Source organism: Asaia sp. Ae19-3 (genome assembly GCF_059801175.1).
Window position 1 is genome coordinate 2317518 of record NZ_JBCHWF010000001.1, and the last position, 24525, is coordinate 2342042.

General features: G+C 58.6%; 22 protein-coding genes. 5 read left to right on the forward strand and 17 right to left on the reverse strand.

Going from position 1 to position 24525, the window contains the following annotated elements:
• Position 1: 1 nt before the first annotated feature.
• Positions 2–382, forward strand: a complete 381-nt coding sequence (locus AAID99_RS10055; RefSeq protein WP_188425651.1) for a winged helix-turn-helix transcriptional regulator — start codon at positions 2–4, stop codon at positions 380–382.
• Here AAID99_RS10055 and AAID99_RS10060 read toward each other — a convergent pair.
• The gene (locus AAID99_RS10060; RefSeq protein WP_188425650.1) at positions 379–1362 is read right to left on the reverse strand and encodes an aldo/keto reductase; all 984 of its coding nucleotides are present in this window, start codon (positions 1360–1362) and stop codon (positions 379–381) included. The genes AAID99_RS10055 and AAID99_RS10060 overlap by 4 nt on opposite strands.
• Positions 1363–1401: 39 nt before the next feature.
• Entirely contained in the window at positions 1402–1791 is a 390-nt protein-coding gene (locus AAID99_RS10065) for a (R)-mandelonitrile lyase (RefSeq protein WP_498493762.1), read from the reverse strand.
• Positions 1792–1917: 126 nt separating this feature from the next.
• Between AAID99_RS10065 and AAID99_RS10070 the strand changes: the two genes are divergently transcribed.
• Positions 1918–2811, forward strand: coding sequence for a LysR family transcriptional regulator (locus tag AAID99_RS10070; RefSeq protein WP_188425648.1), 894 nt, complete (start codon positions 1918–1920; stop codon positions 2809–2811).
• A gap of 31 nt (positions 2812–2842) precedes the next feature.
• On the opposite strand, the gene AAID99_RS10075 is transcribed toward AAID99_RS10070, so the two are convergent.
• Both AAID99_RS10075 and AAID99_RS10080 read right to left on the reverse strand, forming a co-directional pair.
• On the reverse strand, positions 2843–3583 hold the full coding sequence (locus AAID99_RS10075; protein WP_188425647.1) for an SDR family oxidoreductase: 741 nt from the start codon (positions 3581–3583) through the stop codon (positions 2843–2845).
• A 2-nt stretch (positions 3584–3585) separates the two neighbouring features.
• Entirely contained in the window at positions 3586–3915 is a 330-nt protein-coding gene (locus AAID99_RS10080; RefSeq protein WP_188425646.1) for a carboxymuconolactone decarboxylase family protein, read from the reverse strand.
• 1237 nt (positions 3916–5152) lie between these two features.
• On the opposite strand from AAID99_RS10080, the gene AAID99_RS10085 reads away from it, so the two are divergent.
• The gene (locus AAID99_RS10085) at positions 5153–6166 is read left to right on the forward strand and encodes a LacI family DNA-binding transcriptional regulator (protein WP_498493764.1); all 1014 of its coding nucleotides are present in this window, start codon (positions 5153–5155) and stop codon (positions 6164–6166) included.
• Between the two features lie 61 nt (positions 6167–6227).
• Here the strand turns inward: AAID99_RS10085 and AAID99_RS10090 are convergent, their stop codons facing one another.
• Positions 6228–6596 carry a VOC family protein gene (locus AAID99_RS10090; RefSeq protein WP_498493765.1) on the reverse strand — a complete coding sequence of 123 codons (369 nt, stop codon included), beginning with the start codon at positions 6594–6596 and terminating at the stop codon, positions 6228–6230.
• A gap of 54 nt (positions 6597–6650) precedes the next feature.
• A complete protein-coding gene (locus AAID99_RS10095; RefSeq protein WP_188425643.1) occupies positions 6651–7358 on the reverse strand; it encodes a helix-turn-helix transcriptional regulator in 708 nt (235 codons plus the stop codon).
• A 335-nt stretch (positions 7359–7693) separates the two neighbouring features.
• On the opposite strand from AAID99_RS10095, the gene AAID99_RS10100 reads away from it, so the two are divergent.
• On the forward strand, positions 7694–8770 hold the full coding sequence (locus tag AAID99_RS10100) for a tyrosine-protein phosphatase (RefSeq protein WP_188425642.1): 1077 nt from the start codon (positions 7694–7696) through the stop codon (positions 8768–8770).
• Positions 8771–9064: 294 nt separating this feature from the next.
• Here the strand turns inward: AAID99_RS10100 and AAID99_RS10105 are convergent, their stop codons facing one another.
• From AAID99_RS10105 to AAID99_RS10150, 10 genes are all read right to left on the reverse strand, one after another.
• Positions 9065–10525 (reverse strand): catalase, encoded by a 1461-nt coding sequence (locus AAID99_RS10105; protein ID WP_188425641.1) that lies wholly within the window; start codon positions 10523–10525, stop codon positions 9065–9067.
• Between the two features lie 359 nt (positions 10526–10884).
• The gene (locus AAID99_RS10110) at positions 10885–11751 is read right to left on the reverse strand and encodes a TIM barrel protein (protein ID WP_188425640.1); all 867 of its coding nucleotides are present in this window, start codon (positions 11749–11751) and stop codon (positions 10885–10887) included.
• A gap of 31 nt (positions 11752–11782) precedes the next feature.
• On the reverse strand, positions 11783–12172 hold the full coding sequence (locus AAID99_RS10115; protein ID WP_498493768.1) for a tautomerase family protein: 390 nt from the start codon (positions 12170–12172) through the stop codon (positions 11783–11785).
• Positions 12173–12232: 60 nt separating this feature from the next.
• Complete coding sequence (locus AAID99_RS10120) at positions 12233–13354, reverse strand: Gfo/Idh/MocA family protein (RefSeq protein WP_498493769.1); 1122 nt, start codon at positions 13352–13354, stop codon at positions 12233–12235.
• A 16-nt stretch (positions 13355–13370) separates the two neighbouring features.
• Positions 13371–14837 carry a sugar porter family MFS transporter gene (locus tag AAID99_RS10125; RefSeq protein ID WP_229719601.1) on the reverse strand — a complete coding sequence of 489 codons (1467 nt, stop codon included), beginning with the start codon at positions 14835–14837 and terminating at the stop codon, positions 13371–13373.
• Between the two features lie 168 nt (positions 14838–15005).
• On the reverse strand, positions 15006–16019 hold the full coding sequence (locus tag AAID99_RS10130) for a Gfo/Idh/MocA family protein (RefSeq protein ID WP_188425637.1): 1014 nt from the start codon (positions 16017–16019) through the stop codon (positions 15006–15008).
• A gap of 24 nt (positions 16020–16043) precedes the next feature.
• Positions 16044–16844 carry a 5-deoxy-glucuronate isomerase gene (gene iolB / locus AAID99_RS10135; RefSeq protein ID WP_188425636.1) on the reverse strand — a complete coding sequence of 267 codons (801 nt, stop codon included), beginning with the start codon at positions 16842–16844 and terminating at the stop codon, positions 16044–16046.
• A complete protein-coding gene (iolE, locus tag AAID99_RS10140) occupies positions 16841–17740 on the reverse strand; it encodes a myo-inosose-2 dehydratase (RefSeq protein ID WP_188425635.1) in 900 nt (299 codons plus the stop codon). Before iolE ends, iolB begins: the two co-directional genes overlap by 4 nt.
• A 52-nt stretch (positions 17741–17792) precedes the next feature.
• Positions 17793–19649 (reverse strand): 3D-(3,5/4)-trihydroxycyclohexane-1,2-dione acylhydrolase (decyclizing), encoded by a 1857-nt coding sequence (gene iolD, locus AAID99_RS10145; RefSeq protein WP_188425634.1) that lies wholly within the window; start codon positions 19647–19649, stop codon positions 17793–17795.
• 17 nt (positions 19650–19666) lie between these two features.
• The gene (locus AAID99_RS10150; RefSeq protein ID WP_188425633.1) at positions 19667–21592 is read right to left on the reverse strand and encodes a bifunctional 5-dehydro-2-deoxygluconokinase/5-dehydro-2-deoxyphosphogluconate aldolase; all 1926 of its coding nucleotides are present in this window, start codon (positions 21590–21592) and stop codon (positions 19667–19669) included.
• Positions 21593–21804: 212 nt separating this feature from the next.
• On the opposite strand from AAID99_RS10150, the gene AAID99_RS10155 reads away from it, so the two are divergent.
• Positions 21805–22644, forward strand: a complete 840-nt coding sequence (locus tag AAID99_RS10155) for a MurR/RpiR family transcriptional regulator (RefSeq protein WP_188425632.1) — start codon at positions 21805–21807, stop codon at positions 22642–22644.
• A gap of 12 nt (positions 22645–22656) precedes the next feature.
• Here AAID99_RS10155 and AAID99_RS10160 read toward each other — a convergent pair whose 3' ends face one another.
• The gene (locus tag AAID99_RS10160) at positions 22657–24426 is read right to left on the reverse strand and encodes a methyl-accepting chemotaxis protein (protein WP_498493773.1); all 1770 of its coding nucleotides are present in this window, start codon (positions 24424–24426) and stop codon (positions 22657–22659) included.
• Between the last annotated feature and the right edge of the window lie 99 nt (positions 24427–24525).

Sequence of the window (24525 nt, forward strand, 5' to 3'; positions counted from 1 at the left end):
TATGACCGAAACCAGACCCGACCCGCTTAAACCCTATCGCAAGGGCCCTTTCGCCGAGGATTGCGCCCCGCGCCGTCTGCTCAGGCTGTTCTCAGGCAAATGGGTGACGATGGTGCTTCATGCACTGCATCTGATGGGCGGCGCCGCACGCCCCGGCAGCCTGCAACGCAACCTGCCCGGTATTTCAAAGAAAATGATGACCCAGACCCTGCGTGAATTGCAGGATCTGGGGATCATAGAGCGCGTGGTGCTTCAAACCATGCCACCCGCAGTGGAATACAGGCTGACAGCGCTTGGGCAGCGCTTCATCGAGCCGCTCGAAATGCTCTATTGCTGGGGCGAGGAAAACAGGGCGCTGCTCGATCAGCTTACGGAAAACTAGCGACCGGTCCTGTCGCGCAGATGGGCCGGGTAACGCTCACCCACAATGTCGATCCGCTCGAGGGCAGCCTCGATACGGGCGAGCGCTTCCGCTGACAGTTCCAGCGTCGCAGCGCCCAGATTCTCGGTCAGGCGCGCCTGTCTGGTGGTGCCCGGTATCGGTGCAATCCAGGGTTTGCGCGACAGGAGCCAGGCCAGGGCAATCTGCGCTGGTGTGACTTCCAACTCGTTCGCCAAAGCTTTCAGCGCCTCGACAAGTGCCTGATTGGCCGAAACAGCCTCGGCTGCGAAACGCGGAACGATACTGCGGAAATCATCCTTGCCGAAAACCGTTTCGGACGTGATGGCGCCTGTCAGAAAGCCCTTGCCGAGCGGACTGAACGGCACAAAGCCGATACCGAGCTCTTCGAGAAGCGGCAGGATCTCCTTTTCCGGCTCGCGCCACCACAAGGAATATTCACTCTGAAGAGCGGTAACCGGCTGTACGGCATGAGCCTTACGGATGGACGCAGCCCCCGCCTCGGACAGGCCAAAATGGCGGACCTTGCCTTCCCAGATCAGTTCCTTGACCGCCCCTGCCACCTCTTCCATCGGCACATCAGGATCGACGCGATGCTGATAAAACAGATCGATCGTATCGGAGCGCAGGCGTTTCAGTGCCTCTTCGGCCACCTGACGAATACGGGCGGGATGGCTGTCCACTCCCTGGGACACATCGCCATTCCTGAAACCGAATTTGGTGGCGATGACGACATTCCTGCGAAAGGGCGCCAGGGCTTCACCAAGCAGATCTTCATTCCTGAACGGACCATAGGCTTCCGCCGTGTCGAAAAAGGTCACGCCCTGCTCATAGGCGCTGCGCAGCAGGGCAATAGCCTCATTACGTTCGGTAGCAGGTCCATAGCCATAGCTCAGCCCCATGCAGCCAAGACCGAGGGCGGAAACCTCAAGACCGCTCTGTCCGAGAAGACGCTTCTTCATCTGCGCGCTCCTTTTCTCATGAATGGGAAAATGTCAGGCTTACCGGCGATACTGGTCGTCGCTCACCTTCTCCATCCACTCGGTAGATTTGCCATCCAGCGTTTCGGTGATGGCGATATGGGTCATCGCGCAACTGGCAGACGCACCATGCCAGTGTTTCTCACCCGGTTCGAACCAGACAGAATCACCCGCCTGAACCTGCTCGACCGGCCCGCCATCGCGCTGCACCCAGCCAAGCCCTGACGTGATCAGAATGGTCTGGCCCAGAGGGTGGCTATGCCAGGCCGTGCGGACGCCAGCTTCGAAGGTTACCGTGGCGCAAGCCAGAGCGCCGCTGCCTGCAAAAGGAGAATCAACACGCACGGTTCCGGTGAACCAGTCCGAAGGCCCCTGCGCAGAAGGGGCGTAGCCTGGATGTCTGATTTCCATGAAGGAACTCCCTGTTCGGGTTGAAGACGCAACTGGAGCGTCCTGTCGACAGGGTGAAGAAGACCACAGACAGGCCCATGCGATTAGATGCTATAATATGCACGAACCTATATCGGGACTTCATGAATGCAACGCGACGAACTGGTCGATCTCAACGCCTTTTTGGCCGTAGCCGAAGAGCAGAGCTTTACCCGTGCCGCCGCCAGGCTGGGCACCTCACAATCGGCTCTGAGCCATACTGTCAGACGGCTTGAAACGCGCCTGGGCGTGCGCCTGCTGACGCGCACCACACGGCGCGTCTCGGCAACAGAAGCAGGAGAACGCCTGCTTCAGACCCTCGCCCCTGCCCTGAACAGCATCGCCGAGGAAATCGCCTCATTAAGCGAATTATCCGAAAAACCCTCGGGTACGGTGCGTATCACGACCTCGGAACATGCCGCCACCAGCCTGCTCTGGCCAAAGCTCAAGAGGCTTCTGCCTGCGCACCCCGATATCCATGTCGAATTATCGCTCGATTCCGGCCTGACCGACATCGTGGCCGATCGCTTCGATGCGGGTGTGAGGCTGGAAGAAACCATTGCCCGCGACATGATTGCCGTTCCCATCGGGCCGCCCCTGCGTATGGCTGTCGTAGGGTCACCCGAGTATTTCGCCAGCAACCCGAAACCGCTACGCCCTCAGGATCTGGCACAGCATCGCTGCATCAACCTGCGTATGCGCAGCTCGGGGGGTGTCTATGCGTGGGAACTCGAAAACGGCCGGCGCGCCCTGCGTGTACGCGTTGAAGGCCAGTTGACCTTCAACAGCGCCTCAATGGTGCGTCAGGCAGCCCTGGACGGTTTCGGTCTGGCCTGCGTGATGGAAGACCAGATGAACGAGCACGTACAGGCCGGTCGGTTGATCCGGGTGCTGGAGGACTGGTGCCCGCCCTTTCCCGGTTATCATCTCTACTACCCGAGCCGTCGCAATGCCTCTGCAGCCTTCAGGCTGGTCGTAGAAGCATTGCGTTATCGCGGCTGATTTTCCGGACCAGCGCGCGACGAGAGTGTGGTCAGTATTCCTGAGCTGTCGGGCGGAACAGGATCTCGTTGATATCCACTGCTTCGGGCTGGCTCATCGCGAAAAGCACCGTCTCGGCGAATGACTCGGGCGGAATGGCCACCTGCTCGTAAAACGCCTTCATGCGCTGGGCCGTATCTGCATCGGTGACACTGCCGGTGAGTTCGGTGGCCACGGCACCGGGCGAAATGATGGTGGTGCGAATATTATAGGCCTTCACCTCCTGACGCAGCCCCTCAGACAGGACGCGCACGGCAGTTTTGGTTGCCGAATAGACAGCGCCCCCCGGCCCGACCTTGTGACCGGCAACGGAGGCAACATTGATGATATGACCACTCTTCTGGCGCTGCATCTGCGGCAGAACAGCGGCGATGCCATAAAGCGTGCCCTTGAGATTGATATCTATCATGGCATCCCAGGCGGCAATATCGCGCTTTTCAAGCGGCGATGATGGCATGAGCCCGGCATTATTGATCAGCACATCGACACGGCCATGAAGACTGATCGCCTGATCGACGAGCGCCTGCACCTGATCGGCCTGACTGACATCTGTCCTGACGAGTGCAGCGCGATCGAGACCCAAAGAGTCTGCCAGAGCCTCCAGCCGATCCATGCGGCGTGCCCCGATCACGATCTTTGCGCCTTCCTCAACCAGACGGCGCGCTACAGCCTCTCCAAGACCGCTGCTCGCCCCGGTAATGACAACAACTTTTCCGGCAATATTCTGGGTCATGATCAGGATTCCCTGCTATCTGTAAAAACCTGCCGTGCAATAGCGAGCGCAGAAGAGGCAGTGGGCCAGCCGGAATAAAAAGCGAGATGCGTGATGATTTCGATGATCTCATCCTGCGTGACCCCGGTATCCAGCGCCTTGCGCAGGTGAAACCCGAGTTCATTGCCGCGATAAAGCGCAATCAGACAGGTGACGGTCACCATGCAGCGTTCGCGCGGCGTCAAACCGGGACGTGCCCAGACTTCATCAAACAGAACCTGATCGGTATAGCGCGCCAGATCCGGTGCCACATCGCCAAAAGCCTTTTGAGCCGTATCGTTTTTCCCAGCCATGACCTGATCCTCCTCTTCCGTCCTGCACGGTCAACGAGAACCTAGAGTGGCATGGCGCGGCTTATTAGATCATGAATCCGGCATGGGCCTATGCGCGTCGTTCATGAAACATTCGGGATGCAGGCTGAACTTGCCATGCTTCCGATCGACGGGTGTCAGGAGCAAGAGAAGTGCGGAAATTAAATGACCCCACATGAACATGCGCCATAACATCTATTTTAACGATATATGCTCATATAAAAATATGCGAATAAATATCTTCACAATACTATGTTTTTGATATAGTTATTTGCAATAAAATCCGTATTTTTCGGTGTATATAATGATTTTTTCAGAGAGACGCGCACAGCTTGCCTTCCTATACGGAAATATAGGAGCGATGAGAGGGCGAGAGTTAAAACGTGCCGAACAGGAAATTGAAATCCTTCTCGATCATCCCCTCGATACCAGTATGATATTCGACTACTGCCCCTTCAATGACTCTTTTGAGACCGTATCCTGTCTGCTGGACTCACAAAAAAGATCCAATCCCAAAATATTTCAGGAATACTGTTTCGATATGATAAGGGAATATTTTATTCTATATTGTGAAGCGGAGTGTAAATCAGGGTGGTATGGGAATGGTCGCCTGGCGTATGGCCTATCGCATGAAGATAATACGATAATATTGCTTTGTGACTGGTGTGGAGACATTCATAGCCTTGACCAGAAGCCTTATCCTGTGAATTCCTACCGATATCTGAACAAGAACGATTTCAAAACACGGTTCGGAGATACGGAACGAGACTGGCCTGACCTGAAGAGACTGGTCGCGCTACAAGCTTGCGGGACAACCTGATTCATTACGCTACCGTTCCGGTCAGTAACGGAGAAAAATAGCTTCAGAGTTGAAGCCTTTTTTCTTTACACGCTCGAAAATGACAGAGCGCAGCTTCTTGAGGTGAGTATAGCCAATCTGGAATGCATGATAATCGGGCAGACACGCGACCCTGAGGCGGCCTTTACCAACCAGCGTAATCGTACCGCTATGAATATCATCGGGCCATGACTGGACGCTGCACCGCGTACTCACTTCCACGGGCATAGGCGTATGGCGCCTTCCAGCCCGATTTCACGCTTCCCCTGGACGGTGTGTGCGACGCAGGGCGCCAAGACGGACACGCGCAGAGTTGATGTGTTCGCGCCAAGAGAATGAGATAGATCACACAGACAACATAACATATCTGTCGGGTCTCTCATGTCGCAGCGTGCCACGATACAGGACATTGCCCGCCATTCAGGCGTCTCGACCGCAACCGTCGACCGGGTGATCAATGGGCGCGGTGGCGTAAAGCTCGCCAAGGAACGTGTCGTCCTGGAAACCGCCCGTCAGCTGGGCGATAGGCGCAGACTGATCGCGCCGCACGCCAGACTCGCGCGTATCGCCGTTGTGACGCAGCCGCCGGGCAATCTTTTTCATGCCGCCCTGCAGAATTCCTTCCGCTCAATCATGCCCGCCTATCGCGATCAGAATATTGCCTGTTTCGAGCATCATTCGCCTCTCGCGCATCCCGAATGCTCAGCCGCTCTCATTCGCACTCTCGCCCGCGATTATGACGGGCTTGCTCTGTGTCTGCCCGATCATCCGGCCATTCGACAGGCAGTCACGGAAGCGGGACAGAAACTGCCGATTGTCACCATCGCCTCGGACATCACGTCACCAGGCAGACTGGCCTATATCGGTTCTGACAATTACCGGGCGGGGCGCATCGCAGCCGACATGATGGGGCGTCTCCTTGGCCCACGCACCGGGCGTGTCGCGCTGATTGCGGGCACCATGCATTATATCGGCCACCAGCAGCGTCACAGGGGCTTCATGGCAGCGCTTGATGAGCGTTATGCCGCGCTTTGTGCCCCCCCCGCACGGGAGTGCCTTGAGAACGACGATCGTGCGGCTGATGCCGTCCATGCCCTGTTGCAGGAACATCGGGATATCGTCGGAATTTACCACTTCTCTACAGGAGCAGACGCCATTGCACGCCTGCTCGAAAAACTCGCCCTTCCGGAGAAACTGGTTTTCATCACCCATGAACTGACCCTGCACCGCGCCAGCCTGCTCAAATCAGGCATGATCGACCTCGTACTCGATCAGAATCCGCTGCTCGAAGCACGCATGGCACTCTCGACGCTGAGCCATCATCTGGGGCGCAGCCCCGCCCCACTGGATGGTCCACTCATCCCGCTCTGCATGCATACACGCGAGACGATCTGAGTGAACCATCGATACAAGGCGCATTGTAGTGTGCTGCGTGAACGCCGTCCGCCTGATGACATCAGCCAGGCGGCGCGATAACCCGCAGGCGATGACCGTCGGGATCGCAGGCCAGAAGAGAAGAGCCAAAATCAAGCTGGGTCGGCGGCTGAAGTATCGTGATACCCAGCGCCACGAACCGTTCGTGACACTCCTCGACCTGCCGGGCATTTTCCACCATGAAATCGAGCTCTGTCCGACAGCCTGACCCGTCACAAGCAGGAACGACATCCCCCTGACGCCACAGGCCAAGCCTTACCCCCGGTCGCAACTCGAACTGGGCAAAATTCGCAGAATGATGACCCGGCTCGCAGTCGAGCAGTGACGCGTAAAAAAGGGCGCTTTGCGCGACGTCACGTACATAGAGTGCGAGCAATATCATGTTTTTCATAGGTTTCTCCCCCCTCCACAGTTGGAGGCAGGTCTCAACTAGACTGGTCATGCGTCAGTTCCTGTCAGCATCCTGCGCGTCTTTCACGACACGGGCTTTCTCCCATTCTCTCAGCAATGCCTCTCTGGTTCGGGTGTAGCGTCTGGCCGTCACGCTCATCGTTTCAATCCGGTCGAGGCGAAACTGGCGATATGTCGCGCGCAATGCACACCAGGCCACCAAGATCTGAGCCTTGTCGAAATAGGCCATGGCAAAAGGCCAGATCTCGCGCTGCGTGAGGCGTCCCTGTCCGTCTTTATAGCCCAGTATAAGAATGGATTGATCACGAATGGCCTGACGGAGCAACGCAGGGTCCACCCGAGGAGGGGCGCAGCGCTCCGAAGGCCCCGTCATAAGCGAAGCATTCTCCACCCTGTGCCGCAGGCCGTCCGGCAAAATGGCCGCGATGCGCGTCAGGGCGTTGCGTGCCGCCTGACTTAGCGCGTAGTCGGTGTGCGACGCCACGTAATCCGCCCCGAGCGCCAGTGCCTCGATTTCTTCGCAGGTGAACATGAGCGGCGGCAAAAGAAACCCGGGCTCAAGCACATAACCGACCCCGGCTTCTCCTCTCACCGGCGCGCCCATGGCCATGAGAGAGGCAATATCGCGATAGAGTGTGCGCGGGCTGATCTCGAGGGCTTCAGCAAGCGCTTTTGCTGTGACAGGCTGGCGATAGCCACGCAAGAGCTGAAGCAGGTCAAGCAGTCGGGAAGAACGCGTCATGACCGGGCCTTGTCCGCAGAAGATGACAAAAGATGTAAACCTGTCTATCCAATGAGGATGGACGGATACTGCAAGAAAACTTTCACTATCCATGACAGGCGCTCGGGACAATTCTCCCGGTTTAACGCTTCTGCCCGATATTTCATTCTGTCCACCTTCTGTCCTGATCCGCAATGGCCGGTTTTACTGCTCCGTGCAGTCAGCTTGTGTCCTGTTTCCGTTGCAGGAAGATCCAGTCAGAAATACGGGCCGCAACGCCTAGTCCAGGCCCCACATGGCGTGGGGATTCCTGTTCACCATGCCCGGAGATGACCGGGCTGAAGGAACCAGAGTTCATGATTCTGAAAAAGACGACCCTTGCCCTTGCCTCAGCCATGACCCTTGTCTCCGCTGCCCATGCCCAGAGCGCAGCCCCTGACGCGGTCAGGGCAGAGGTAACGATGGCCCCGCATTACACGCTGAGCTGGCCAGCCGGGCTTGGGCCGATCGATATCTATGCCGCACCTGCGCCCGATCAGAGCAAAATGACGCTCATCAGACACGATGTGACCGCCACGTCACTCAGCCTTGCCTCTCCGCTGTCAGGCAGGAACAGGGCCTATTTCTATCTCAAGCCCCGCAAGGGCGGCGCCGGGCTCTGGGTGTCCAATCGTATTCTTCCGCTCGAGGGTGTGGCCAATTTCCGCGATATGGGCGGCTACGAGACAACCGACCATCATCATGTGCGCTGGGATGTCTTCTATCGTTCTGCTGCTCCCAGTGGCCTGACGCAGGCTGACTACGCCCTTGTCGATACGCTCGGCATCAAGAGCGTGACCGATCTGCGCACCCAGGCCGAGCAGGAGAAGCAGCCGACACATTGGCAGGGCGCCTCCCCCGCCTTCTTCGCCTCAGAAAAACCGACCCTGCCCGCCGACATGACGGACCGGACCCGTCTTGCGACGATGGGCGAAGCCCAGGCACGCGCATTGATGGAAGGCTTCTATGCGAAGATGCCCGATTACTACGCGCCCGAACTCAAGGCTCTTTTCGCTCGTCTGCTGGCGCACCAGACGCCGACCCTCACCCATTGCACGGCAGGCAAGGACCGCACGGGTTTCGCGTCCGCGATGATCCTCTATGCGCTCGGTGTGCCCGAGCAGACGATCCTCACAGATTATGCAATGAGCGGTGATCTGCTGCGCGCCCATATGACGCCAAGCTTCAAGGCGGCCATGGCTGACCAGAAGAATGGCGGGGCCATGGCTGCTTCGCCATCCATGCGCGCCATGCTCGATTCCGATCCGGCCTATCTGAAGGCCGCTTTCGACTCAATCAAAAAGCAGTATGGATCGGTCGATGCCTATCTGGCGCAGAAGCTCGATGTCGGACCGCAGCAACTGACGACCTTGCGTAGTCTCTATCTGGACTGATCGCGACAGCGCGGGCTGAGACTCTCTCGGCCCGCCGCAGTTAGGAAGCGCGAGGGCAGAAGGGCCGCAATCCCGGGAACATTCGGCGGAGCAGCCGTCGGAATCTCGGCCCTGAACGGCAGAGCCAAAAGCCACCCGGCAGAAACGGGACTACCGTAAAGCAGACGCCCGGAACCGTGCTGAAAGAGCGCTATCCGCCTCAAATCGAAGGCGCGACACTAAAGCCCCTGTCAAAAAAAAGGGGAGAGCCCGAAAGCTCTCCCCTTTTCAGAAAAACCCGGTTTCGGAACGCGTTCAGCCCTTCTGGGCAAGAACCGCATCACGAATACGCTGGCCGATCTTTTCATCGACGTTCGACCAGTATTCGAACACACGCGACAGGACCGGCTCTTCAACACCGCCAGCAATATGACCGGCTGCGTTCTGAACGAGACGCTCGCGGGCTGCGTCGTCCATGACACGATTGACCAGATCATTGGCCTGGCTGAAATCATTGTCATCCGCACGCAGCGTGTAAGCTGCACGAACGAACTCGCCATCGGCTGCCCAGACGGCATTCTCAGGGAAACGCTCGGAATTGGCGACCGGTCCACCCTTCGAGTTCGGCACATAGACCGGGTCGGAGGCGTTATGCGACCGCATGGTTCCGCCCTTGGTGTAGGAGTGAACCGGGCATTTCGGCGCGTTTACCGGGATCTGCTTGTAGTTCACACCCAGCCGGGCACGATGCGCGTCGGCATAGGCAAAGGAACGCGCCAGCAGCATCTTGTCGGGTGAAAGACCCGTTCCCGGCACATGGTTGTTAGGCTCGAAAGCCACCTGCTCGATCTGCGCAAAGAAATCAGTCGGGTTACGGTCAAGCACGAGCTTGCCGACCTCGATCAGCGGATATTCGCTCTGCGGCCAGACCTTGGTGAGATCGAACGGATTGATGTGATAGGTCTTGGCATCTTCATACGGCATGATCTGCATCTTGAGCGTCCAGCTGGGATGCTCGCCGCGCTTGATGGCCTCATACAGATCACGACGGTGGTAATCGGCGTCGCTACCAGCCAGCTTGTCTGCCTGATCCTGCGTGAGGCACTTGATGCCCTGGTCGGTCTTGAAATGATACTTTACCCAGAAGCGCTCACCAGCCTCGTTGACCCACATATAGGTATGGCTCGAAAAGCCATCCATGTGGCGCCAGCTGGCAGGAATACCGCGATCACCCATGAGCCAGGTGACCTGATGGGCCGTTTCCGGGCTGAGCGTCCAGAAATCCCACTGCATGTCATTATCACGCAGACCGTTATCCGCACGACGCTTCTGCGAGTGGATGAAATGCTGGAATTTCATCGGGTCACGCACGAAGAAGACGGGCGTGTTGTTGCCCACCATGTCGAAATTGCCCTCTTCGGTGTAGAATTTCACCGAAAAGCCGCGCGGGTCACGCCAGGTATCCGGGCTGCCCGACTCACCGGCAACCGTCGAGAAACGCACGACCGTCTCGGTCTTCGCGCCTTTCTGAAGGAACTTCGCCTTTGTGTAGCGGCTCAGGTCATGCGTGACCTCGAAATGACCAAACGCGCCGCCGCCCTTTGCATGAGGCTGACGATCAGGGATCATCTCGCGATTGAAGGCGGCCATCTGCTCGATGAGATAGTGATCATGAAGCAGGATCGGACCGTCAGCGCCGACGCTCAGCGAATAGTCGGTGCTGGCGACAGGGGCGCCTGAATCAGTGGTGGCTTGTTTGGCACGAGTGTCAGACATGGAGGCTCTCCGGTATAATCACGTGACACTATAAAGGCCCGTAACGAAGACGGTTCCCTAAGCCCTTTATCGGTATATTTTGAAAAACAGACAGAAATCCGGTTGAAATTTATAAGCAGTTAAGAATGAGTCTTATCTCTATGGATTCCAGAAGCTCGAGCAGGCGAAATAGAAGCTCGAATACTTAATAAACAGAAATTAACCAACGTCCGGTGCAGTCAAAAGGTTCAGTCAAGGCTTCCAGATCTTCCGGCTGCGCCTGACACTTTGCCCGCTCATTCCGCTATTCGTCCGTCTCAAAGCAAACGGTTGGAACGAGCAAAACGCGATGTTCGCCGAGGTAGCTCTCAAACCACCTCTCAAAGCATCCCCGACCGATCAGGCCAGGACACACCCCGCACCATGACCGGATAGGCCGCGAAAGCCTTAGCGAAATCGCGCAGGGCGCGGTCGCTGTCGCCCGCCTCTGCCCAGCTTTCAAGACCGATTACCCCCCGATAACCAAGGCGGCGAAGGGCTCTGGCAATGGCAGGATAATTGATTTCACCCGTGCCGGGCTGACACCGCCCCGGCACGTCAGCCACCTGGATTTCGCCAATGAACGGCATGGCGCGTTCCAGCAGGGCAATCAGATTCCCCTCCCCGATCTGCGCATGATAAAGATCGAGCATCAGGCGCAGGGAGGGATGATCGACTGCCTGCACAAGGCTCAGACAATCCTCCGCCCGACCGAAGGGTACATCGGGATGATCGACCGCCGCGTTGAGATTTTCGAGCACGAACATGACATCGTGCTTCTCTCCCAAGTCAGCCAGACGTGACAGGGTGTCACGGGCCTTCATCCACATGGCCCCATCAGCCCCCTTGACGCAGGGTTTGACCGGCAGCCCCTCAGGCCCAAGCCCCGTGCCATGCAGATTGAGCCGCGGCACACCCAGATCCTTCGCCGCCCAGATCGAGAGTTCTGCCGTGCGCAGCATCTCATGAGCGCCCGCGTCATCAGCGAGTGTCCCACTGACATAGCCCGTCATGGAGGAGAAAACAGCGCCGCTGGCGGCGAGACGCTTCAGGTCATGGCGCGTCCAGTCCCAGATCTCGACCAGAAACCCTTCCCTTGCGAGATGTTTCACCCGGTCGATGAACGGCAGATCGAGAAACACCATCTCCGCACAGACGGCGAGAGAAAACTGATCTGACTGGCCCTCCGGCCCGGTTCCGGAACGCATGATGGCTTTCCTCCTGACGCAGAAACGCCTCTTACAACTCGCCAGTCAGGAACTGTGCGCGGCCATGACCGAAAGACCAGTGCGCGTCTTCATTCTCGATAACCGAAACCATGACATCAGACGGCACTATGCCGCAGTCACGCTCAAGGCGCTCGGTCAGACGCCGGTAGAAGGCGGCATTTTTGGCCTCACCGCGAGGTCTGCTGAACATCTGCAAGACCAGCATCCTGTCGGTTCTGGGGATATCGAGACCGGTATCCTCGACAATCATATGGGTCTTCCTGTGTTCCGAGACGATCTGGTAGCGATCCCCGCGAGGCACTTCGAATACTTCAAGCATGGCTTCATGGGCCGCATCGAGCATCGCCTTTATCTCGGCGTCACTGCGTCCCTCTACGACATGAAAATGCAGCAGCGGCATGATACTTCCTTGTTTCTGACGCCCCCTCCCCGGACTAGGCCACGGGGAGGAGGCCGGGGCTCAGAGCGAGAGCCAGGTTCTGTCCTCGTGCGACATGACGGCGGCATCGATCAGACGCTGCACCTCCCATGCCTCGCGAAAATCGGGGCTCGCCGCGACACCCTGATCGATGGCCCGGATGAACTCGGCCATTTCGATGGTCTTGAGGTCGTTGAAGCCAAGATGGTGACCGCCCGCCACACAGAACGCCCCATAAGGCGCATGTTGCGGGCCGGACTCGATCACGCGAAAGCCATTGCTTCGCGTGTCTTCCCCTGCCTTGAAATACTGCAGTTCGTTCATGCGCTCCTGGTTGAACACCAGCGTGCCCTTGCTGCCCGAAACCTGAAAACCGAGCTGCATATTGCGGCCTGTCGCCAGCCAGTTGGCCTGCAATGTCCCCGAGCAGCCACGCTCGAACCCTACGATCATGCGGGCAATATCATCCACGCCCACCGGCTTGTGCTCGCTGCTTCCCGGTTTGACCGGGCGCGATTTGATGGGCGTATCGAGCTGGGCAAAAACCTGTGTCACAGGCCCGAGCAGAAAACGGGCGATGGCAATGATATGGCTGCCCACATCGGCAATTGCGCCCTGACCGCCGGCAGGGTCGCAGCGCCATGACCAGGGCGTCTGCGGATCGGCCATGAAGCCTTCGGCGTGAATGCCGTTGAAGTCGGTAATCTCGCCCAGTTCACCCGCAGCAATCATCTCGCGGGCATATTTCAGGAGCGGATTCTTGAGATAGTTGAACCCGCTTGCCGTGCGCACGCCAGCCTGTTCGGCGGCAAGCGTCATTTCCTGCGCATCGGTGGCGCTGATGGCCAGCGGCTTTTCACAATGCACATGCTTGCCCGCAGCGATGGCTGCCAGCGCCATTTCCTTATGGAACAGGGTGGGTGTTGTGATCGACACCACATCGATTTCGGGGTCTTCGATCAGTTGCTGCCAGTCAGTCAGGGCTCTGGTGAATCCGAACTGATGCCTGAACAATTCAGCCCGTGCGCCATCGATATCCGCCACGGCATGCAGAACCGGACGCGGGATATCGTCGAACACATTGCCTGCCGCCTGATAGGAAAGCGCATGGGCTTTACCCATGAAGCCAGTACCGATCAGACCGACGCGAAGGATTTTTCTCATGGTCGTTATTCCTCGCTCAGACATGACGCGTGGTGTTGGAGGCAACCGTCGAGGCGGAAGCCGAAGCCGTACGGTGATTGATCATCGTGTCCTCGATTTTTTCGAGCGAGACCCCTTTTGTCTCGGGTACGAATTTCATCACGAACCACAGGGCAAACAGACCGAGCAGCGCAAACAGCCACATCGAAAAGGCACCATGGAATTGCTCGGAGAGGTATTTGTTTTCGCTCAGCATGGGGAAGCACTGGCTGACGATGAAATTCATGCCCCATTGCGACGTCACGGCCAGGCTGATGCCCACGGCGCGGAAACGGTTGGGGAAGATTTCAGAAATCAGGATCCAGCAGACAGGCCCCCAGGACAGACCGAACATGAGCATGAAGACGAGCATGCCTGACAGCGCCATCAGACCGGTGGATTGCGTGTAGAGCCCCCAGGACACGACCAGCAAACCCAGGATCATCCCGATGGAACCCCAGAGCATGAGGGGTTTGCGACCATGACGATCGACAATCCAGGCGCCGATGATGCAGCCGAGCAAAAGCGCAAAACCGATCCAGATGGTCTGGAACAGGGCCGCCTGAAGGCTGCCACTGGTCGATTTCAGCACCATCGGTGCGTAATACATCATGACATTGATGCCGGTGACCTGCTGCAGCGCAGCGATGCTGGCCCCCACGAAAATGATCCAGCGCGCCCGGGCGTCACCCAGCACCTTGCTGAAACCCAGCGAGCTTTTGGCAACCGCGCCGAGGGACTGCCTGATTTCAGCATGCAGATTGCGGGCATGATGTTCATTGGAGATACGCGTGAGCGTTTTCAGGGCTTCGTCATGACGCCCCTTGAGAACATGCCAGCGCGGCGATTCCGGAATGAAGAAAATCATCGCGCAGAACAGGATGCAGGGCACGATTTCTGACCCAAACATCCAGCGCCACCCCATATCCAGCAGCCATTCGGGCGTGGCCGAACGGGCAATGAGGTAATTGACGATGAACACCACGACCTGACCGAAGACGATCGCGAATTGCTCCATGCTGAGCGCACGGCCGCGCATGTCCTTTGGCGAGACTTCGGACATGTACATGGGCGACACGGCAGAGGCGACGCCCACAGCAACGCCACCCAGCATGCGATAAATGACGAACCAGGTAAAATCGGTGGCAAGCGCTGTGCCAATCGACTGCACACTGAACAGAAGAGCGCAGATGAACAGGGTGATACGACGACCAAAACGGTCTGCCATGGCGCCCGAAACAATGGCACCGACCATGCAGCCGATCACGACATTGGAGACAGCCCAGCCCGTCTGGGCCGGCGAAAGATGGAAATATTCCTGCAAGGGCGAAATCGCGCCGGAAATGACCGACGTGTCATAGCCAAACAGGATACCGCCCAAGGCCGCGATCGCACAGATACGCAGCACATAGCCCACATCATGACGCTCTGATTGCACCATGACGACGTCTTTTACTCTTCTCATGAAATGTTCTCCTTTCCCGGCGTTTTATCGCCGGGAGGGACAGTCATTGATTGGGTTCAGACAGCCGTTCTGGATCCTGTGCGCCCTGTGCTGCTCATGCGCCTGCGATGACGCGGCAGATCCCGACGGCCCTGTCGATGCGGTTTTCTTCCTTCCGCCTGAAAATGGTCAGCCGCCGTAGAGAGACGGACGTGCTGTCATGTCTATTTTCTCGATCTGGCCGGTTTCCTGCGCTCTGACGCAGGCATCGGCGGCGACAGAGGCGCAGTAACCATCCCATGACGTCGCGCCATTGAGCGCGTCTGCCTTCACCCCGTTGATGAAGTCCTGCAGCTCGACGTCATAGGCCGCGATGAAACGCTCTTTCCAGTCGGTCATGATTTCTGTCGAGCGGGCTGCCGATTTGCGCAGCTCAACGGCGGGCGGCATCGGCAGGCTGGCTTCACCGAGCTCGCCGACCACCGCGCATTTGATATCGTAGCCGTACTGGCAATTGACGAAGATCTCGACATCGATACGGATGCCTTTTTTCGTTTCCAGCAGAACGATCTGCGGATCACGGATATGCGCCATGGCCTTGCTGCTGCTGCGAGGGAAAATGACCTGCGCGCTTACGTAATCATCGCCCAGCATCCAGCGGAACACGTCCAGCTCATGAATGAGCGTATCGGTGATCCCCATGTCGGTCTTGTAATTTGCACCCACACGCTGGTTGCGATGGGCTGCATGGATCATCAGCACCTCACCAATCTCACCCTTGTCGATGAGCGATTTGAGCGCGCGATAGCCAGTATCATAAGGCCGCATGAAACCGACCTGCACCAGCCTCCTGCCGTAGGCCGCCTCGGCCTCGACGATTTTCAGGCAATCTTCAGCCGTTGTTGCGAGCGGCTTTTCGCAGAAGACATATTTCCTGTGACGAATGGCCTCGAGCACATATCGTGCGTGGGTGCCCCCCCAGGAGGTCACGATCACCGCCTCGACCTCGGGCAGGGCAATCAGCGATTCACCGTCATCGGGCACCTTTGCGCCGGGGGCGTATTTTTCAGCCACCTCGCGGGCGCGATCGAGATTGACATCCGTCACGGCAACGATCTCGGCACCAGAGAGTGCCTGCATGCAGCGACGGATATGGTCTTCACCAATGGCACCCGTGCCAATGACACCAATCTTGAGAGTCATGTCTCTGAACTCCGCTTTTCCGGATCAGTAGGGAAGAAAGGCCTGGTCGGGATCCATGGTGAATTTCCACACCCGGCGCGGCCCTGCCATCACGTTGAGATAATAGAGGTCAAACCCGTGCGGGGCACCGACAGGGTGATAGCCCTTGGGCACCAGCACCACGTCACGATCGGCCACAGCCATGGCCTCGTCGAGCGACCCATCCTTGGTATAGACACGCTGCAACGCGAAACCGCTGCCGCGTTTCAGACGGTGGTAATAGGTTTCCTCGAGATAGGTCTCGTTCGGGAAATCATCCGTATCATGCTTGTGCGGCGGATAGCTCGACCAATGCCCGCCCGGTGTGATGACCTCAACCACAAGCAGCGTTTCCGCTGGCGCCGTATCGGGCAGAATATTGCGCACAAAGCGCTGATTGGTGCCGGTGCCACGCGTCAGTTCGCCGACCTCTGACGGGGGAATGACCCTTGCCGGATATTTCCCCTTGGCGGGCGAGCCGCAGACGGCGAGTTCCACCGCTGTCTCAGCCTCGACGCGCCACTCCGCACCTGAAGGAAGATAGACCGACCAGGGCGCCCCACTGAACGGGTCCATGCGTTCGCCCAGCACACCGAAATCCTGCCCGGCGCCGATAATTCGTGCCCTGCCGCTCACCAGCACAAGGCAGACCTCGTTCGGCCCTGTGCGGTCTGCAATCTGCTCACCCGCGGCCAGAGACCGGACATTGAAATCGATATAACCCCACCCCGCCGATTGCGGTGTGACCGAGACGGTGCGTTTCTTCTCGTCGGGCTTGTGCGAATGCACCAGAAGCCGGGAGCTCATGACGCATCCCCTTTCATATGGCCCGTCGCGATCAGCGTATCGACCAGATAATTGCGGCCCATGCGCGCATAGACGAGCGGATTGGCAATTTCAGGGTCCTGTTCGGCTTCGAGCACAATCCAGCCGGAATAATCGGGCAGTTCGCGCATGACGCGGGCATAATCGATGCAGCCATCGCCGGGTACGGTAAAGACACCAGACAACACACTGCGCAGGAAGCTCCAGTCATAGACATCAGCCTGGGCGCGCTTGAACGGACGAATATCCTTGCCATGCACATGGCGGATGCGCTCACGATAGGAACGTGCCAGCTCTGCCGGATCGGAGCCGCCCCAGAGCGCATGGCCCGTATCGAGCAGCAGCTTCACTGACGGCCCCGTCAGATCCATGAAGCGCGCGATATCCTCGCGCGACTGCACGACCGTGCCCATATGGTGATGGTAGACAAGATCGATCCCGTGATCGGCGAGGAAACCGGCCACGACCGTCATGCGGCGGGCAAATTCCTGCCACTCCCCAGCAGCCAGATAGGGGCGCGCAGAAAGCGGGGTATCGATCTGGCCATGAATGGCATTCGATGTCTCGGCTGCGATGCAGACCTTGCATCCCATGCCCTTGAGCAGTTCGAGACGCGGCTTGAGGGCGGCAATTTCCTCCTCGGCGCTGCGCGTCAGCAACTCGGTCGACCACCAGCCGGAAATGAATTCGAGCCCGAACGGTTCGAGTGCCGCCTTCATGCCGGAAACGGTCTGGGGAAATTTATGCCCAAGTTCCATGCCCTGGATCCCGGCCTTTCTGGCCTGAGCCAGACACATCTCAAGCGTTGTGGATGCGCCAACCGACTGCATGTCGTCATTGGACCAGATGATAGGATTGGCGCCGATCTTGATCGTCATACTCGTCTCCTTGCCCCGCCGCCTGTCTTGGGCGGGGCGGCATGAACCTGTCTCAGTTGCCGATGCGCTGTGCGCCGCGCTTGCGTTCGTAACCCTCACGGGCTTTTTCCACCTGAGGTCTTGGCGAGACCGCCGGCACGGCCACGTCCCACCAGGCACCGCCATCGGTCGTGGTCGGTGCGGGATCGGTGTCGATCACCAGAACCGTGGTACGATCGGCAGAACGGGCGCGCTCGACAGCCTCGGTCAGTGCCGGAAGGCCAGCGACCTTTTCCGCATGCGCGCCCAGCCCACGGGCGAGCTGCACGAAGTCGATCGCGAAGGGGCGCACCTGCCGGCAATCTTCCCAGAGATTGTTGAACGGGGCCCCGCCGCATTCCTGCTGCAGCCGGTTGATGCAGCCATAGCCATGATTATCGAGCAGCACGACAATCAGCTTCTTGTCGAGCAGCGCGGATGTCGCGATTTCGGTGTTCAGCATCAGCCAGGAACCATCGCCCAGCATCACGATCACCTCGCGATCAGGGCAGGCCATCTTGACGCCCAAAGCGCCGGCCAGCTCATAGCCCATGCAGGAAAAGCCATATTCCATATGGTATCCGCCGGGCTGCTCGGCCTGCCAGTGCTTCTGCAATTCGGCTGGCAGACCGCCCGCCGCGCACACGACCGTATCGGTGGGGCGACCGGCGCGCTGCACGGCGCCAATCACCTGCGCATCGGTTGGCAGCGTCTTCTGGCTCGCATCGGGCAGTGCCTGATAGCGGGCAGAAATCTCCATCCAGTTTCGATATTCGCGCTCCGCCTTGCCCGTCCATTCAGGAGCGGCTTTCCAGCCCTTGAGACCGTTCTGAAGCGCCGTCAGCGATTTACCGGCGTCGCCAACAACTGCCAGGGCCTGATGCTTGGTGGCATCGAAAGGCTGGATATTCAGCGAGACGATTTTCATGTCGGGATTGGAGAACAACCCCCAGGACCCGGTGGTGAAATCGGCAAGGCGGGTGCCTACGGCAATCACGAGATCCGCCTCAGCGGCCATCGCATTGGCTGCCGAACTGCCGCTGACACCAATACCGCCCATGTTCAGGCTGTTCGAGGTCGGCAGGGAGGAGCGCCCGGCCTGCGTCTCACCGACGGGGATCCCTCGCTCGGCACAGAAAGCTGCAAGCTGCTTCTCGATACCGGCATAGAGCACACCACCACCTGCAATCACCAATGGCTTGCGCGACTGGCTGATCAGGGCAATGGCCTCTTCCAGTTCGACCTCATCTGCAACAGGGCGGCGAATGCGATGAAGGCGCTCTGCAAAAAAGCTCTCGGGATAATCGAAGGCCTCGGCCTGCACATCCTGACACAGAGAGAGGGTGACAGGGCCGCATTCTGCCGGGTCGGTCAGAACGGCCATGGCACGGTTGAATGCGGGAATGATCTGCTCCGGCCGGGTGATACGGTCGAAATAGCGGGAGACCGAACGAAAGGCATCGCTCGCGCTGACCGTACCATCGCCGAAATCCTCAACCTGCTGAAGCACCGGATCGGGAATACGATTGGCAAACACATCGCCCGGCAGAAGCAGAACCGGCAGACGGTTCACATGGGCGACGGCGGCACCCGTGACCATGTTCAATGCGCCCGGCCCGATCGAGCTGGTGCAGGCCATCGCCCGACGGCGACGCGACGCCTTGGCAAAAGCCGTGGCCGCATGAACCATGCCCTGCTCGTTATGACCGCGCAGCGTCGGCAGCGCATCGCGTTGTGCATGCAGCGCCTCGCCCAGACCGGCCACATTGCCATGGCCGAAAATAGCCCAGACACCGGCAAAGAAAGGCTCGATACGCCCGTCGATTTCGGTCTTCTGTGCCATCATCGCCCGCACAAGGGCCTGGCTCATGGTCAAACGGATCGTTTTCATTCCCCTGCTCCCTGGCTTCAGGCGTTGGCGCCGGACAGCGCCGACTGGTCGCGCGATGTCCAGGCCTCTACAAAGGCGCTGAAACGACGCGCCATTTCGGCAACGGCCTGCTCATCGGTGGTTTTTCCAGCCAGCCAGTCACGAGCAGGCTGGGCAAAAATGGTGCGCCCTATGGCAAAGCCCTTGACCCAGGGCGTGGCTGCCGAAGCCCTGAAAGCTTCCATCAGCTCTTCTGCCGGGGCATCGAGGCCCAGAATCACCACACCGCGGCAGTGAGGATCACGCGCTTCGATGACTGCGCCGATGTTCTCCCAGGCCTTCGGGTCGCGCTGCCCTTCAAGCTTCCACCAGTCGGGACGCAGCCCAACATCGTAAAGACGCGAGAGAATGGACGAGACGGTATTGCTGGTGAGCGCACCGTTCTTGCCCGCGATGATCTCGATCAGGATTTCCTTGCCCAGTTTGCGGCAGGCATCCTGAGCGCGGATCAGTTCGCGCTCCTGCCGCGCCTTGAGTTCCGCGCTGTCATCGGGATGGTAGAAGCACAGGCATTTGATCACCTGCTCGCTCGGCCATTCCACAAGATGGGCGCCAAGCGATCCGCCGCTTTCGAAATCGAGCGGGCGCGAACCGGTTTTCTCGATGGGACGTGCCGTCCAGAGCCCGGCATGAGAGGCTTCGAACAGCGCCTCCTGACCGTAGCGCCCATCCATGAAGACACCAAAACCGGGACGCCCCTGCGCCACCCATTTTGCCGCCTGGACCGCGAGTTTCTTGAAAGCGGGAATGCGGTCGAAGGAAGCGCCGACAGAGGCCGCGATTTCTTCAAGCTGCAGACGATGGTCACAGGCCAGAGCCATGATGGGCGTGGTCTGCTGACGCCGCGTGGTAACCCAGTGCAGGTGGTTGAGCGCGTCATCATGACGCAAGGCGCGCTCGCTGCTGCCTTTTGCCAGAAAATAGCTGAGCTCTTCCCAGGTCGGAATTTCCGACGAGCAGAGCAGGCGCGATACGGCAAAAGCCCCGCAGGCATTGGCGAAACGGCAGCACTCGGCGATTTTCTCGCCCCTCACCCAGCCACGCAGGAAACCTGACATGAAGGCATCGCCTGCACCGAGCGTATTATAGACCTCGACGGGGAAGCCGGGGCCGGAAATGCCGTCCTCGAGCGAAGGCGGAATGGCGCCCTCGAACACGACGCACCCCATCGGTCCGCGCTTGCAGACGATCGTGGCTTTCGACACCGCCCTGATGGCACGGATGGCCTCAAGCGTATCCTCGCTGCCGCCTGCAATATGCAGCTCTTCTTCGGTCCCCACGATAAGATCGCAATGCGGCAGGATCTCTTTCAGATGGGCCGTCACGCTGTCAGATTTGACATAGCGTGACTCGCCGTCACCGATCCCGGCCAGCCCCCAGAGATTGGGGCGATAATCCACATCGAAGACGACCTTGCCGCCATGCTCATGGACAAGATCCATAGCCTTGCGCTGGGCTTTGGCCGATGCCGGACGTGAAAAATGCGTACCGGTCACGACAACCGCTCTGGTGCGTGCAATCAGCGCCGGATCGATATCGCCCTCATCAAGCGCCGCATCGGCGCAATCGGTACGATAAAAAAGCAGCGGGAAATTTTCACGGTCACGCACACCCAGAATGGCCAGAGCCGTGAAGCGGTCGCGGTCGATACGCACACCGTCGGTGCATACCCCCTCGCGCTGAAGCTGCTCTGTAATGAACCGGCCGAAATGCTCGTGCCCCACGCGCGTGATAAGCGCCGATTTGAGCCCGAGACGGGCGGTGCCGATCGCGATATTGGCGGGACACCCGCCGACAGCCTTGCTGAAACTGGCCATATCTTCGAGACGGCCGCCAATCTGCTGTCCGTAAAGATCGACTGAAGAACGTCCTATTGCGACGATATCGAGATCCTGTCCGCGCATCCCCGACTCCTGCAGCATGTTACGTTGCACATGATAAGAACATACATTCCGTTCATGGTCACGCCGTAGAACGTACATTCCCTAATTTTCTTTAACTTCGCACGCTTATGTGATTAAGTCTGGCCGAACGCCCGGGGCGCATCGTGCGGCCGCTTCGTCCGGGGGGCGTGAAATGCTATGGAATGTTTATTCCCTTTTCGGATTGTGCAGCCTTGACCGAGATTCCCGAAGATCCCTCACCCACCCAATCCGATTTCGACGCGTTTCATCACCGGCTGCGCCTTTGCTACGCCGAACTGCCGAAAAGACTGGTGCAGCTGGCAGATTTCGTCAGCGATGCGCCCGACGAAGTCGCTCTGGGCACAGTCAGTTCTCTGGCCAGCCAGGCCGGGGTGCAGCCCTCAACCGTGGTGCGCTTTGCCCGCACGCTTGGATTTGCCGGTTTTTCGGATATGCAGGCCGTTTTTCGCGACAGGCTGCGCGTGCGCAATGTCACCTATCGGGAGCGGGTCAATGCGCTACACCGCGTCGATGGCGAGGCGGTGGAGGCCTCGGTCATTTTCAACGGGTTTTATGAAGCAGCCCAGGAATCGCTGCGTGCACTTCAGACACAGCTGATGCCAGACAGACTCGAGGCTGCGGTCACGACCCTGGCCCAGGCCGAGTGTCTCTATCTTCTCGGGTTGAGACGCTCGATGCCGGTCATTCGCTATCTGTCCTATCTTCTCGCAAAGCTCGATATCCGTCACCAGATCATCGGGCTCGAAACCGGCATGGAAGAAGAAAGCTTTGCCCATGCCGGGCCGAAAGATGCCGCCCTGCTTCTGAGCTACAAGGCCTATGCACCACGCACCGTGGAATTGTTCGAAGCCCTTGAGGCACGACAGGTGCCCGTCATTTCCATGACCGACAGCGCTGCCAGTCCGGTCATTCCGCAATCAGGGCTATGGCTTGAAGTACACGAGGCGGATTTTCAGGGCTTTCGCTCAAACGCCGCCTCGATGGTTCTGGTCTCGACGCTCGCCGCTGCCGTGGCAGAGCGCCGGGGCTGAGCGCGACTTCTCTCATTCCGCCAGTTCAAAACTCCCAACGAGTTTTTTCAGACCACCCGCCATAGTGGCCAGGTGGCGGCTGGCTGCCGCGCTTTGTTCGGCAGAAGCCGCATTCTGCTGTGTGACAGTTTCCATGCTTCTCATGGCCGCATCGAGCTGCCTGATACTGGTCAGCTGATCGCGTGTGGCCTGGGCGATGTTGGCAACCAGGGTGCTCGTCGTCGCAAACTGGCCAAGGAGTCTCTGCAGCGCCTCACCGGTTTCACGAACGGAAGAAACGCCCGCCTCGACCTGCCCGGATGACGTGGCAATGAGAGCCGAAATCTCCTTGACCGCCTCAGCCGACCGGTGCGCCAGATTGCGCACCTCTCCCGCCACGACGGCAAAACCGCGTCCCGTATCGCCAGCACGTGCGGCCTCGACGCCTGCATTCAGGGCCAGGATATTGGTCTGGAATGCCAGATCACTGATGATCTGCACGATCTTGGCAATCGATCTGGACGAACCGTCGATCCGGCCCATGGCTTCAATGGCACGGATCACCACAGTCTCGGCCTGCTCGGCATCTGCCTTCGAGGAATCGATAATCCTGTGCATGGTTGTCGTCTCATCCGTCGTCTCCTGCACACGATGGGTAATGGCAATCAGGGCGGCGGCTGTCTCCTCGAGCGTTGCGGCCTGCTGCTCGGTCCGTCTGGAGAGATGATCAGAAGCCGTGGCGAGCTCCTCTGTCGAATTGCCGATTCCGAGTGCCGAACCCGAGACACTGGAAAAAGCACGCGAGAGCTGAACGAAGGATCGATTGAAATCTGCGCGCAATGGCTCGAGTTGCGGGGCAAATTCCTTGCTGATCTGAACCGACAGATCGCCTTTGGCCATTCTGGCGAGCCCTTCAGCAAGAAGATCGGTCGCTTCCTGCACCTGCCGGGCGGCGAGTTCGCTCTCAGCCTGTCTTTTCAGATTTTCCTGCTCCTGCAGGCGCTGCGTTTGTCTTGCCTCTTCTTCAAGACGGGCTTTTTCAATCGCCCCCTGACGGAAAACCTCGACAGATCCGGCCATGATGCCGATTTCGTCACGTCGATCCGAACCGGGCACCATGATCGCCGTATTGCCGGCCGCCAGTGCATTCATGGCGCCTGTCATCCTGACCACCGGGGAGGCAATGGATCGCAGCAGGGCCACGCCCATGACAATGGCAATAAGGGCCGTCACACCTCCGCCGACGAACAGGGTGAGCGTGCCGGTTCGATGAGCCCGCACCGCCAAGGCGCTTCGCGATAAGACCGTCTCCCGTTCAGCCTTGACGAGATTGCCGATATGCAGACGGATCGCCGTGAGCCGGGCCGTATTGGCAATATCGACACGCGTCCGGTCGATAAGCTCCGGATGCGACATTGCCGCAATGGTTCCTGCCATCTGGGCATTGAAGACATCGATCGCGGTCAGCAGCGGTCGATAGTCGCTGTCGATCTGACCGCGCGGCACTGTGACCTCGAGCCGAGCCAGTAGGGGCGGAACGCGCGATTGATAGCCATCGATACGGGTAATGAACTGCCTGTTCGTGCTGGCGACATAGCCACGCATCGCATTCTGGCTTTCGACCAGCGTATCGAGCAGATCATTGAGTGCGGTGATCGTCTGTTGCGCCTGCTCATTACCCAGATCTGCTGTCCTGATCTGCGAGAGCGAGCGGAAAGCGACAAATGAGAAGATGACCACCACCCCCACAATGATGGAGAATGACAGCGTCAATTTTCCCAGAATACTGATGTTTTTCGTCATCTCTTTACCGATTCATCAGGCACATACAGTCATGATCATTCGGGATTATGGAAAAACTGATTTCAAAAAAGTTAAGGGAATCTCTATAATATTTATTTA

Bases quoted from the DNA above. Each gene is read 5' to 3' on its own strand.
- AAID99_RS10085 (WP_498493764.1), top strand. From the start codon at position 5,153: ATGTCGCAGCGTGCCACGATACAGGACATTGCCCGCCATTCAGGCGTC.
- AAID99_RS10125 (WP_229719601.1), bottom strand. From the start codon at position 14,837: ATGAGAAGAGTAAAAGACGTCGTCATGGTGCAATCAGAGCGTCATGAT.
- AAID99_RS10080 (WP_188425646.1), bottom strand. From the start codon at position 3,915: ATGGCTGGGAAAAACGATACGGCTCAAAAGGCTTTTGGCGATGTGGCA.
- AAID99_RS10130 (WP_188425637.1), bottom strand. From the start codon at position 16,019: ATGACTCTCAAGATTGGTGTCATTGGCACGGGTGCCATTGGTGAAGAC.
- AAID99_RS10105 (WP_188425641.1), bottom strand. From the start codon at position 10,525: ATGTCTGACACTCGTGCCAAACAAGCCACCACTGATTCAGGCGCCCCT.
- AAID99_RS10075 (WP_188425647.1), bottom strand. From the start codon at position 3,583: ATGACCCAGAATATTGCCGGAAAAGTTGTTGTCATTACCGGGGCGAGC.
- AAID99_RS10060 (WP_188425650.1), bottom strand. From the start codon at position 1,362: ATGAAGAAGCGTCTTCTCGGACAGAGCGGTCTTGAGGTTTCCGCCCTC.
- AAID99_RS10160 (WP_498493773.1), bottom strand. From the start codon at position 24,426: ATGACGAAAAACATCAGTATTCTGGGAAAATTGACGCTGTCATTCTCC.
- iolB (WP_188425636.1), bottom strand. From the start codon at position 16,844: ATGAGCTCCCGGCTTCTGGTGCATTCGCACAAGCCCGACGAGAAGAAA.
- AAID99_RS10070 (WP_188425648.1), top strand. From the start codon at position 1,918: ATGCAACGCGACGAACTGGTCGATCTCAACGCCTTTTTGGCCGTAGCC.
- AAID99_RS10095 (WP_188425643.1), bottom strand. From the start codon at position 7,358: ATGACGCGTTCTTCCCGACTGCTTGACCTGCTTCAGCTCTTGCGTGGC.
- AAID99_RS10110 (WP_188425640.1), bottom strand. From the start codon at position 11,751: ATGCGTTCCGGAACCGGGCCGGAGGGCCAGTCAGATCAGTTTTCTCTC.
- AAID99_RS10120 (WP_498493769.1), bottom strand. From the start codon at position 13,354: ATGAGAAAAATCCTTCGCGTCGGTCTGATCGGTACTGGCTTCATGGGT.
- AAID99_RS10100 (WP_188425642.1), top strand. From the start codon at position 7,694: ATGATTCTGAAAAAGACGACCCTTGCCCTTGCCTCAGCCATGACCCTT.
- AAID99_RS10065 (WP_498493762.1), bottom strand. From the start codon at position 1,791: ATGGAAATCAGACATCCAGGCTACGCCCCTTCTGCGCAGGGGCCTTCG.
- AAID99_RS10055 (WP_188425651.1), top strand. From the start codon at position 2: ATGACCGAAACCAGACCCGACCCGCTTAAACCCTATCGCAAGGGCCCT.
- AAID99_RS10115 (WP_498493768.1), bottom strand. From the start codon at position 12,172: ATGCCGCTGCTGCATTTTCATGTCGTAGAGGGACGCAGTGACGCCGAG.
- iolE (WP_188425635.1), bottom strand. From the start codon at position 17,740: ATGACGATCAAGATCGGCGCCAATCCTATCATCTGGTCCAATGACGAC.
- AAID99_RS10090 (WP_498493765.1), bottom strand. From the start codon at position 6,596: ATGAAAAACATGATATTGCTCGCACTCTATGTACGTGACGTCGCGCAA.
- iolD (WP_188425634.1), bottom strand. From the start codon at position 19,649: ATGAAAACGATCCGTTTGACCATGAGCCAGGCCCTTGTGCGGGCGATG.
- AAID99_RS10150 (WP_188425633.1), bottom strand. From the start codon at position 21,592: ATGCGCGGACAGGATCTCGATATCGTCGCAATAGGACGTTCTTCAGTC.